General features: G+C 73.4%; 11 protein-coding genes. 6 read left to right on the forward strand and 5 right to left on the reverse strand.

Features of this window, described 5'->3' with window-relative positions; all coding sequences use genetic code 11:
• Positions 1-39 precede the first annotated feature (39 nt).
• The 3 genes from IE245_RS13140 to IE245_RS13150 form a co-directional block, all read right to left on the reverse strand.
• Positions 40-693, reverse strand: a complete 654-nt coding sequence (locus IE245_RS13140; RefSeq protein WP_189947007.1) for a TetR/AcrR family transcriptional regulator — start codon at positions 691-693, stop codon at positions 40-42.
• 233 nt (positions 694-926) lie between these two features.
• Positions 927-1,220 carry an MTH1187 family thiamine-binding protein gene (locus IE245_RS13145; RefSeq protein ID WP_189947008.1) on the reverse strand — a complete coding sequence of 98 codons (294 nt, stop codon included), beginning with the start codon at positions 1,218-1,220 and terminating at the stop codon, positions 927-929.
• Positions 1,217-1,570: a DUF3817 domain-containing protein gene (locus tag IE245_RS13150; protein WP_189947009.1), complete on the reverse strand. Its 354-nt coding sequence runs from the start codon at positions 1,568-1,570 to the stop codon at positions 1,217-1,219. The genes IE245_RS13145 and IE245_RS13150 overlap by 4 nt, the downstream gene beginning before the upstream one ends.
• Before the next feature lie 134 nt (positions 1,571-1,704).
• On the opposite strand from IE245_RS13150, the gene IE245_RS13155 reads away from it, so the two are divergent.
• The 4 genes from IE245_RS13155 to IE245_RS13170 all read left to right on the forward strand — a co-directional run bounded on the left by IE245_RS13155 (position 1,705) and on the right by IE245_RS13170 (position 4,375).
• Positions 1,705-2,343 carry an AIM24 family protein gene (locus tag IE245_RS13155; protein WP_189947010.1) on the forward strand — a complete coding sequence of 213 codons (639 nt, stop codon included), beginning with the start codon at positions 1,705-1,707 and terminating at the stop codon, positions 2,341-2,343.
• Positions 2,343-2,993: an AIM24 family protein gene (locus IE245_RS13160; protein WP_189947011.1), complete on the forward strand. Its 651-nt coding sequence runs from the start codon at positions 2,343-2,345 to the stop codon at positions 2,991-2,993. Before IE245_RS13155 ends, IE245_RS13160 begins: the two co-directional genes overlap by 1 nt.
• Positions 2,990-3,775, forward strand: a complete 786-nt coding sequence (locus tag IE245_RS13165; RefSeq protein ID WP_189947012.1) for an AIM24 family protein — start codon at positions 2,990-2,992, stop codon at positions 3,773-3,775. Before IE245_RS13160 ends, IE245_RS13165 begins: the two co-directional genes overlap by 4 nt.
• A 123-nt stretch (positions 3,776-3,898) precedes the next feature.
• On the forward strand, positions 3,899-4,375 hold the full coding sequence (locus IE245_RS13170) for a MarR family winged helix-turn-helix transcriptional regulator (RefSeq protein ID WP_189947013.1): 477 nt from the start codon (positions 3,899-3,901) through the stop codon (positions 4,373-4,375).
• Positions 4,376-4,439: 64 nt separating this feature from the next.
• On the opposite strand, the gene meaB is transcribed toward IE245_RS13170, so the two are convergent.
• Both meaB and IE245_RS13180 read right to left on the reverse strand, forming a co-directional pair.
• Positions 4,440-5,396, reverse strand: coding sequence for a methylmalonyl Co-A mutase-associated GTPase MeaB (gene meaB / locus IE245_RS13175; RefSeq protein ID WP_189947014.1), 957 nt, complete (start codon positions 5,394-5,396; stop codon positions 4,440-4,442).
• A 24-nt stretch (positions 5,397-5,420) separates the two neighbouring features.
• Complete coding sequence (locus IE245_RS13180; RefSeq protein WP_189947015.1) at positions 5,421-6,623, reverse strand: acetyl-CoA C-acetyltransferase; 1,203 nt, start codon at positions 6,621-6,623, stop codon at positions 5,421-5,423.
• A gap of 137 nt (positions 6,624-6,760) precedes the next feature.
• Here IE245_RS13180 and mce point away from each other — a divergent pair, with 137 nt between their 5' ends.
• Both mce and scy read left to right on the forward strand, forming a co-directional pair.
• Positions 6,761-7,213, forward strand: coding sequence for a methylmalonyl-CoA epimerase (mce, locus tag IE245_RS13185; protein WP_031006202.1), 453 nt, complete (start codon positions 6,761-6,763; stop codon positions 7,211-7,213).
• 214 nt (positions 7,214-7,427) lie between these two features.
• The coding region (gene scy, locus IE245_RS13190) for a polarized growth protein Scy (protein WP_308436609.1) at positions 7,428-10,327 on the forward strand (2,900 nt) is incomplete at its 3' end.

The following is a 10,327-nucleotide window of genomic DNA, read 5'->3' on the forward strand; positions in this document are numbered from 1 at the left end:
TCTCGGCGTGTCGACTGGAGTGCTCCGAGTGAGGGCGTCCTACCGGCCGCGTCCACCCGATCGACGCAGTGTGTGCGCGACCGCCTTCCGCGCCATCGGATTCAGCTCCTCCACGGCGGCGAGCAGCGCGCCGAGCTGCTCCAGGGCGGTGAGCGCGGCGTCGGCGCCGTCCGGGTCGACGCCCTCGTAGAGTTCGAGGCCGACGAAGGAGGCGGCGACGGCGCGGGCGAGGCCGGCCGGGTCGGTGACGCCGTCCAGCGGGGTGCCGGCGAGGACCCGCCGCAGCACGGCCTCGATCTCCTCCGCCCACAGGTCGAGCCCGGCGGCGGTGGCCGGGGCGAGCCGGGGGTGGGTCTGGGCGCCGGCGAGCAGCTGGGCGAGGACGGCGACGTGTCCGGCCTCCCGCTCCTCGGCGTGCATGGCCCGCCCGAAGGCGAGCAGGTCGGTGAGGCGGGTGACGGCCCGGAGCCGGTCGCGGTGGCGGGCCACCCGCTGCTCCGCGCCCCGCCGGCAGGCGGCGGCGAGCAGGTCGTCGACGGAGCCGAAGTGATAGAAGACGAGAGCCTGGTTGACCCCGGCGGCGGCCGCCACGGTCCGCGCGGAGGCCCCGGCGATCCCGTGTTCGACGAGCGCCCGCAGCGCCCCGTCGAGCAGCTTCTCGCGGGTCTCCCGCCCCTTGGCGTCCCGCGCCATGCCCGCCCCTCCTCACCCCCCGCGGCGCGCCGCGGGCCCGGTGGCGCTCCCCCGCGGAGACACCGGGCCGACGGCGGCCGGGAACGGGGACGGCCGGTGGTGTGCCACGGCCGCTTTCCCGTTTTGAGCGATCGCTCAAGGAGGACGTTAACCGATGTCAAACACCCGCTCAAAGTCCCGGCGGGCGGCACGAAGCCCCTGGCCAGGCGGCCAGGGGCTCGGATGCGGCGGGCTCAGCCGCCGAGGTGGCGCTCGACCGTCTCGACCTTGGCGGTGAGGCCGTCGGTGACGCCGGGCCGGATGTCGGCCTTGAGCACGACGGAGACGCGCGGGGCGCGCGCCTCGACGGCGGCGACGGCCCGCTTCACCACGTCCATGACCTCGTCCCACTCCCCCTCGATGGACGTGAACATGGCGTCGGTGCGGTTCGGGAGCCCGGACTCCCGGACGACGCGGACGGCGTCGGCGACGTATGCGCCGACCTCCTCGCCCACGCCGAGCGGGGTGACGGAGAAGGCGACGATCACGCGTTCACCTTGCCCTCGGCGGCCTCGGCGCGGGCGCGGGAGGCGATGACGGCGGCCTCGGCCTCGCTCTTCAGCTTCCGGTCGGCGAAGAAGCCGCCGAAGGGCACGACGGAGAGGAGGAAGTAGACGGCGGCGGTGCCGAAGCTCCACTTGGTGCGGTTCCAGGCGTCCAGCCAGAAGAGCACGTAGAGGACGAAGAGGAGGCCGTGGACCGCGCCCATGACCGGGACCGCGTTGAAGTCCGTGGTCCGCTTGAGCACCGAGCAGACCAGCAGGAGCAGGAACGACACGGCCTCGGGCGCGGAGACGAGCCGGAGGCGGTGGAGGGAGGAAGCGGTCTTGAGGTCCACGGAGGGTCACCTTCGTTCGAGCCGATGAACAGCTGCCGGGCGCGATCTTGTGAACGGATGCACAAGGGTGGGCGGGTCCATTGTGCACGGCGACTTTGCTGTCTCTTTATCCGGGTCCCCGCTACCTTCGGGCCGTGGCTACGTTCCGACTCCAAGGCAGCAAGGTGCTCGCCGTGACGATGACCGGCGACGCCGTCAAGGCGAAGAACGGCTCGATGGTCGCCTACGACGGGCAGATGGCGTTCAAGAAGATGAGCGGCGGCGGGGAGGGCCTGCGCGGCATGGTCACCCGTCGGCTGACGGGCGAACAGATGGAGGTGATGGAGGTCAGGGGCCAGGGGACCTGCTGGTTCGCCGACCGGGCCTCCGAGATCAACCTCGTCCGGCTGCACGGCGACAGGCTGTGGGTGGAGGCGAGCAACCTGCTCTGCGCGGACGCGGGGCTGCGCACCGGCACGACCTTCACGGGGATGCGCGGCGGCGCCACCGGCAACGGCCTCTTCACCACCACGGTGGAGGGCACCGGCCAGGCGGCGCTCCTGTCCGACGGCCCGGCGGTGGTGCTCCGGGTGACCCCGCAGTACCCGCTGTCGGTCGACCCGGGCGCGTACATCGCCCACCAGGGCGACCTCCAGCAGCACTTCCAGTCCGGTGTGACCTTTCGCACACTGCTGGGCGAGGGCGGCGGCGAGGCCTTCCAGATCCGCTTCGAGGGCGACGGCCTGGTCTACGTCCAGCCGAGCGAGCGGAACACGATCGGAGGCGACGTCTGATGCCCTTCCGCGAGATCAACTCGAAGATGGTCGAGGCGGCCGTCGTCCCCGGACAGCGCCTCTTCAGCCAGCGCGGCGCCATGCTCGCCTACCGCGGGGACGTCACGTTCACGCCGAACATGGCGGGCGGGCAGGGCGGCCTGATGTCGATGATCGGCCGCAGGGTGGCCGGCGAGGCGACGCCGCTGATGACCGTGGAGGGCAGCGGCACGGTGCTGTTCGGGCACGGCGGCCACCACATCCAGGTGATCACGCTGACCGGCGACACCCTGTACGTGGAGGCGGACCGGCTGCTCGCCTTCGACGGCACCCTGGAGCAGGGCACGATGTTCCTGGGCGCGCAGGGCGGGGTCATGGGCCTGGTCCGCGGCCAGGTCACCGGCCAGGGCCTCTTCACCACCACCCTGAAGGGCCACGGCGCGGTGGCGGTCATGGCGCACGGCGGGGTCATCGAGCTGCCGATCGCGCCGGGCCGCCCGGTGCACGTCGACCCCCAGGCGTACGTCGCCCACCACGGCGACGTGCGCAACAAGCTCTCGACCGCGCTGGGCTGGCGCGACATGGTGGGCCGCGGCTCGGGCGAGGCCTTCCAGCTGGAGCTGAGCGGCAGCGGCGCGGTGTACGTCCAGGCATCGGAGGAGAAGCTGTGAGCACCCCCGTCATCCACGATCCGCACACCCTGCCGTCGGACGACAACGTCAATCCGTACACCTTCTGCGTGGAGCTCAAGGGCTCCCAGTGGTTCCTGCAGAAGGGGAAGATGATCGCCTACTACGGGCAGATCGAGTTCAACGGGATCGGGCACGGGCGGCTCGACCGGCTGGTGCGGACCGCCTTCCACTCGCCGCTGCACGCGAGCGACTGGGTGGTGGCCGAGGGCTCCGGGAAGATGCTGCTCGCGGACCGCGCCTTCGACGTGAACTCGTACGACCTGGACCAGGGCAACCTGACGATCCGTTCGGGGAACCTGCTGGCCTACCAGCCGACGCTGGCGCTGAAGCAGTCGATCGTGCCGGGGTTCGTGACGCTGATCGGAACCGGGAAGTTCGTGGCCGCGTCGAACGGTTCGGTGGTCTTCATGGAGCCGCCGCTGCGGGTCGACCCGCAGGCGCTGGTCGGCTGGGCGGACTGCCCGTCCCCCTGCCATCATTACGACCACGCCTACCTGACGGGCGTGATGGGCGGCGTACGGGCCCTGACCGGCATCGGGGGCTCCTCGGGCGAGGAGCACCAGTTCGAGTTCGTCGGCGCGGGCACGGTGCTGCTCCAGTCGACGGAGCTGCTCATGGCGGAGCGGGCCACCGGGGCGCCGCCGGCCCAGGCGGGGGTGCCGGGCGGGCACGGGGCACACGGTTCCGGCCAGGCGGCGCAGGGCGCGGTACCGCGCCTTCCCGGCCAGCTCGGCGACCTGCAGCGGCGCTTCGGGCTGTGAGCGGTAGTCTGCGGAGCGTGACGCCTCGAACGGCCGCGCGGGGACCGCGGCCGGTACGGCGGGTGCCGCGCGTCACCCCGCAGATTTCGTCAAGTATTCAACTTCTTAGGTAGAATCCACTCTATGGACACCGAGACGGCCACCCCCTGGCTCACCGACGCCGAGCAGTGCGCGTGGCGCACCTTCCTCGACGTCCAGCGAATGCTGACGCACCAGCTGGAGCGCGACCTCCAGCCCTTCGGCCTGACGATGAACGACTACGAGATCCTCGTCAATCTCTCCGAGTCCGCGGAGCGCCGGCTCCGCATGAGCGACCTCGCCGCCGCCACCCTCCAGTCCAAGAGCCGCCTCTCCCATCAGATCACCCGGATGGAGAACGCCGGCCTGGTCCAGCGGGAGAACTGCGAGTCCGACCGCCGCGGCCTGTACGCGGTGCTCACCGACGAGGGCATGGAGACCATGCGCAAGGTCGCCCCGCACCACGTGGAGTCGGTCCGCGACCACTTCATCGACCGGCTCTCCCCCGAGGCGCTCGGCGACCTCCACGAGTCGCTCAAGCCGATCGCCGAGCGGCTGCGCGGCAAGCGCGGCAAGCCGTGACCTGACGGATCGACGGAAAAGGGCCTCCCCGGACGGGGAGGCCCTTTTCCGTCGATCCGGGCCCTCAGGCGCCGGTCAGGCTCGCCAGGAGCTCGTCGGAGGCCGCGTACGGGTCGAGCGCGCCCGTCGCGATCCGCTCGGCCAGCGCGTCGAGGCGCCGGTCCCCGTGCAGGTCGCCGATCCGCTCGCGCAGCGCCGTGATGGTGATGGTCTCCACCTCGCGGGCCGCCCGGGCCCTGCGGCGCTCCGCCAGGACCCCGTGCTCCTCCATCCAGGCCCGGTGCTTCTCCAGGGCCTCCACGACCTCGTCCACGCCCTCGCCGCGCGCCGCGACCGTCTTCACGATCGGCGGCCGCCAGTCGCCGGGGCCACGGGCCTCGCCGAGGCCCAGCATGTGGTTGAGCTCGCGGGCGGTGGCGTCGGCGCCGTCCCGGTCGGCCTTGTTGACCACGTACACGTCGCCGATCTCCAGGATGCCCGCCTTCGCGGCCTGGATGCCGTCGCCCATGCCCGGGGCCAGCAGCACCACCGAGGTGTCCGCCTGCCCGGCGATCTCCACCTCGGACTGGCCGACGCCGACGGTCTCCACCAGGATCACCTCGCAGCCGGCCGCGTCGAGGACCCGGATGGCCTGCGGGGCGGCCCAGGCGAGACCGCCCAGGTGGCCGCGGGTGGCCATCGAGCGGATGTAGACGCCCGGATCGGAGGCGTGCTCCGACATCCGGACCCGGTCGCCGAGGAGCGCGCCGCCGCTGAACGGCGAGGACGGGTCGACGGCGAGCACGCCGACCCGCTTGCCGGCCCGTCGGTACGCGGTCACCAGCGCCGAGGTCGACGTGGACTTGCCGACGCCGGGCGAGCCGGTCAGGCCCACCACGTAGGCGTTGCCGGTGAGCGGGGCCAGCGCCGCCATCACCTCGCGCAGCTGCGGGGACGCCCCCTCCACGAGCGAGATCAGCCGGGCCACGGCCCGCGGCCTGCCCTCCCGTGCCTGGGCGACCAGTGCGGGGACGTCCACCATGCTGCCTTCTCCTGTCGGAAGTGCTTACTTGCCGGCCACGCGGATGATCAGCGCGTCGCCCTGGCCGCCGCCGCCGCAGAGCGCGGCCGCGCCGATGCCGCCGCCGCGCCGCTTGAGCTCCAGCGCGAGGTGGAGCACCACGCGGGCGCCGGACATGCCGATCGGGTGGCCGAGCGCGATGGCGCCGCCGTTGACGTTCACCTTTTCCGGGGACACGCCGAGGTCCTTCATGGACTGTACGGCGACGGCGGCGAAGGCCTCGTTGATCTCGATCAGGTCGAGGTCGTCGACGGTCAGCCCCTCCTTCTTCAGGGCGTGGTTGATCGCGTTGGACGGCTGCGACTGGAGCGAGTTGTCCGGGCCGGCCACGTTGCCGTGGGCGCCGATCTCGGCGATCCACTCCAGGCCCAGCTCCTCCGCCTTGGCCTTGCTCATCACGACCACGGCGGCGGCGCCGTCGGAGATCTGCGAGGAGGTGCCGGCGGTGATGGTGCCGTCCTTGGTGAAAGCGGGGCGGAGCTTGCCGAGGGACTCGACGGTCGTCTCGGCGCGGACGCCCTCGTCCTTGGCGAAGACCACCGGCTCGCCCTTGCGCTGCGGGATCTCGACCGGGGTGATCTCGGCCTCGAAGACGCCGTTCTTCTGCGCGGCGGCGGCGCGCTGGTGCGACAGCGCGGCGATCTCGTCCTGGGAGGCGCGGTCGATGCCGAGGCGGGTGTTGTGCTTCTCGGTGGACTCGCCCATGGCGATGTTCTCGAAGGCGTCGGTGAGGCCGTCGTACGCCATCGCGTCGAGCATCTCGATCGCGCCGTACTTGTAGCCCTCGCGGGACTTCGGCAGCAGGTGCGGGGCGTTGGTCATGGACTCCTGGCCGCCGGCGACGACGACGTCGAACTCGCCGGCACGGATCAGCTGGTCGGCGAGCGCGATGGCGTCCAGGCCCGACAGACACACCTTGTTGATGGTGAGGGCGGGGACGTTCATCGGAATGCCGGCCTTGACGGCGGCCTGGCGGGCGGGGATCTGCCCGGCGCCCGCCTGGAGCACCTGGCCCATGATCACGTACTGCACCTGGTCGCCGCCGATGCCGGCCCGGTCCAGGGCGGCCTTGATGGCGAAGCCGCCGAGGTCGGCGCCGGAGAAGGACTTGAGCGAGCCGAGCAGTCGACCCATGGGCGTGCGGGCGCCCGCGACGATCACTGAGGTGGTACCGGTCGTTCCAGACATGAGGCACGGCCCCTTGGGATGAGGAGTGAACGAGGGTTTACCGCCAATGTACTGAGCGGTGCGGGGCCCGGTCACCGGCCCGCCGGTGTGACGGCGCGCACGTTGCGTAACCATCCCCGCCGGGGTGGACTGGAGCCATGCTGACGCGTATCGACCACATCGGGATCGCCTGCTTCGACCTGGACAAGACCGTCGAGTTCTACCGTGCCACGTACGGCTTCGAGGTCTACCACTCGGAGGTCAACGAGGAGCAGGGCGTCCGCGAGGCCATGCTGCGGATCAACGCCACGGACGACGGCGGCGCCTCCTACCTCCAGCTCCTGGAGCCCACCCGCGAGGACTCCGCGGTCGGCAAGTGGCTGGCCAAGAACGGCGAGGGCGTCCACCACATCGCCTTCGGCACCGCGGACGTCGACGGGGACGCCGAGGCGATCCGCGGCAAGGGCGTCCGGGTCCTCTACGACGAGCCCCGGACCGGCTCCATGGGCTCCCGGATCACCTTCCTCCACCCCAAGGACTGCCACGGCGTCCTCACCGAACTCGTCACCTCCGCACCCGCTTCCGCTGACCACTCCTCAGCGGAGCACTGACCTCCGTATTCCCGGCCCGGTAGAGTGGGCGGCTCCGGGCCGGGGCCGGTCGGGGCCGCTTCGCGCAGCGCCGTAGTCGGGATGTCGGGGTCGTCCGATCTGCCACGATTCCCCGGGGGGCCGTTCTGTCCGGTGAACGGTGCTCGTCGGAACGACGCGACCAGGGGTTGGGGTCTCCCCCGCTCGCAAGGCTCGGGGAAGGATGGACCGCGCGGTGCGGGGCTACGAACGGCAGGAGAGCCAGCGAGCCGAGGACGACCATCTCTCGCGGTTCGAAGCCGAGATGGACCGGCTGAAGAAGGAGCGGGAGAAGGCGGTCCAGCACGCCGAGGACCTGGGCTACCAGGTCGAGGTCCTGCGTGCGAAGCTCCACGAGGCGCGGCGCACCATCGCGTCCCGTCCCGCCTACGACAGCGCGGACATCGGTTACCAGGCCGAGCAGTTGCTGCGCAACGCGCAGGCGCAGGCCGAGCAGCTCCGCCAGGACGCCGAGCGGGAGCTGCGCGAGGCCCGGGCGCAGACCCAGCGGATCCTCCAGGAGCACGCCGAGCACCAGGCCCGGCTCCAGGCCGAGCTCCACAACGAGGCCGTGCAGCGCCGGCAGCAGCTCGACCAGGAGCTGAACGAGCGCCGCCAGACCGTCGAGGCCCACGTCAACGAGAACGTGGCCTGGGCCGAGCAGCTGCGTGCCCGCACCGAGGCCCAGGCCCGCCGGCTCATGGACGAGGCCCGCGCCGAGGCCGAGCAGTCGATCGCCGCCGCCCGCGCCGAGGCCGCCCGGCTGACCGAGGAGACCGGCCGCCGCGTCGGCGCCGAGGCCGAGGCCGCCCGCGCCGAGGCCGAAGCGATTCTGCTGCGCGCCCGCAAGGACGCCGAGCGGCTGATGACGGCCGCCTCCACCCAGGCCCAGGAGGCCACCGGTCACGCCGAGCAGCTGCGGACCGCCGCCGTCGCCGAGACCGACCAGGCCCGCCGCCAGGCCACCGAGCTGACCCGCGCCGCCGAGCAGCGGATGCAGGAGGCCGAGGAGCGGCTGCGGCAGGCCCGCGCCGAGGCCGACAAGGCCCTCGCGGAGGCCAAGGAGTCCGCCGCCAGGACGCTGGCCTCCGCCGACTCCGTCAACGAGCAGCGCACCCGTACCGCCAAGTCGGAGATCGCCCGCCTCGTCGGCGAGGCCACCGAGAAGGCCGAGCAGCTCAAGGCCGAGGCCGAGGAGAAGCTCCGCGAGGCCACCGCCCACACCGAGAAGGTCTTCGCCGAGGCCACCGAGAAGGCCCGCGCCAGCGCCGCCGAGGACTCGGCCGCCGCGCTCGCCAAGGCCGCCCGGGGCGCCGAGGAGATCCTCAGCAAGGCCTCCGAGGAGGCCGCCGAGACCACCCGCAGGGCCTCCGAGGAGGCCGAGCGGATCCGCCGCGAGGCCGAGACCGAGGCCGACCGGCTGCGCTCCCGCGCCGAGGAGCAGGCCGACGAGCTGCTCGGCTCGGCGAAGGACGACACCAAGGAGTACCGGGCCAAGACGGTCGAGCTCCAGGAGGAGGCCCGGCGGCTGCGCGGCGAGGCCGAGCAGCTGCGCGCCGAGGCCGTCGCCGAGGGCGAGCGGATCCGGGGCGAGGCCCGCCGCGAGGCCGTCCAGCAGATCGAGGAGGCGGCGAAGACCGCCGAGGAGCTGCTGGCCAAGGCGAAGGCCGACGCCGACGAGCTGCGCTCCAGCGCCGGCGCGGAGAGCGAGAAGGTCAGGTCGGAGGCGATGGAGCGCGCCCAGACGCTCCGGACCCAGGCCGAGGAGACCCTGGAGCGGACCCGCGCGGAGGCCGAGCGGCTGCGCGCCGAGTCCGAGGAGCAGGCCGAGGCGGTACGGGCGGCCGCCGAGAAGGCCGCCGCCGAGCTGCGCGCGGACGCCGAGCGGGCCGCCGAGGCGCGCCGTGCCGAGGCCGCCGAGGAACTGACCCGGCTGCACACCGACGCCGAGGCGAAGGTGGCGGCGGCCGGACAGGAGCTGACCGACGCCCGCGCCGAGGGCGAGCGGATCCGGCGCGAGGCCGCCGAGGAGACCGAGCGGCTGCGCGCGGAGGGCGCCGAGCGGATCAGGACGCTGTCGGAGCAGGCCGAGCAGGAGGCCGAGCGGCTGCGGTCGGAGGCCGCCGCGGACGCGTCGGCGGCCCGTGCCGAGGCCGAGGCGACCGCGCAGCGGCTGACGTCCGAGGCGGAGTCCGAGGCCGAGCGGCTGCGCTCCGAGGCCCAGGAGACCGCCGACCGGGTGCGGGCCGAGGCCGCGGCCGCCGCCGAGCGGGTGGCCGCCGAGGCCGCCGAGGCGCTCGCCGCCGCGCAGGAGGAGGCCGTCCGGCGCCGCCGGGAGGCCGAGGAGACGCTGGAGTCGGCCCGTGCCGAGGCCGGCCGGGAGCGCGAGCACGCCCGCGAGCAGTCCGAGGAGCTGCTGGCCGCCGCCCGCAAGCGGGTGGAGGAGGCGCAGGCCGAGGCGCAGCGCCTGGTCGAGGAGGCGGACGCGCGGGCGACCGAGATGGTCGGTGCCGCCGAACAGACCGCGCAGGAGGTCCGCGACTCGGTCGCCGGGCTGCGCGAGCAGGCCGAGGAGGAGATCGCCGGGCTGCGCTCGGCCGCGGAGCACGCGGCGGAGCGGACCCGGACCGAGGCGCAGGAGGAGGCGGACCGGGTCCGCGCCGACGCGTACGAGGAGCGGGAGCGGGCCTCGGAGGACGCGGCCCGCACGCGGGCGCGTGCCCAGGAGGAGTCCGAGGCGGCGAAGGCGCTGGCCGAGCGGACCGTCGGCGACGCGATCGCGGAGGCGGAGAAGCTCCGTACGGACACCGCCGAGTACGCCCAGCGGGTGCGCACGGAGGCGACGGACGCGCTGGCGTCGGCCGAGCAGGACGCGGCCCGCACCCGGGCCGACGCCCGGGACGACGCCAACCGGATCCGTTCGGAGGCGGCCGAGAAGGCCGAGGGCGTGGTCGGCGAGGCGACGGCCGAGGCGGGCCGGATCGCCGCGGAGGCCGAGCGGGTCCTGGACGAGGCCCGGCAGGCCGCCGACAAGCGCCGCCAGGACGCCGCCGAACAGGCCGACACCCTCGTCGGCGAGGCCACCGCCGAAGCCGA

It is taken from the genome of Streptomyces roseolus, assembly GCF_014649855.1.
GTDB lineage: Bacteria > Actinomycetota > Actinomycetes > Streptomycetales > Streptomycetaceae > Streptomyces > Streptomyces roseolus.

What these genes read in the sequence shown, in the direction of transcription:
- IE245_RS13140 (WP_189947007.1), bottom strand. Translation starts at nt 693, where the DNA reads ATGGCGCGGGACGCCAAGGGGCGGGAGACCCGCGAGAAGCTGCTCGAC.
- IE245_RS13170 (WP_189947013.1), top strand. Translation starts at nt 3,899, where the DNA reads ATGGACACCGAGACGGCCACCCCCTGGCTCACCGACGCCGAGCAGTGC.
- mce (WP_031006202.1), top strand. Translation starts at nt 6,761, where the DNA reads ATGCTGACGCGTATCGACCACATCGGGATCGCCTGCTTCGACCTGGAC.
- IE245_RS13160 (WP_189947011.1), top strand. Translation starts at nt 2,343, where the DNA reads ATGCCCTTCCGCGAGATCAACTCGAAGATGGTCGAGGCGGCCGTCGTC.
- meaB (WP_189947014.1), bottom strand. Translation starts at nt 5,396, where the DNA reads ATGGTGGACGTCCCCGCACTGGTCGCCCAGGCACGGGAGGGCAGGCCG.
- IE245_RS13180 (WP_189947015.1), bottom strand. Translation starts at nt 6,623, where the DNA reads ATGTCTGGAACGACCGGTACCACCTCAGTGATCGTCGCGGGCGCCCGC.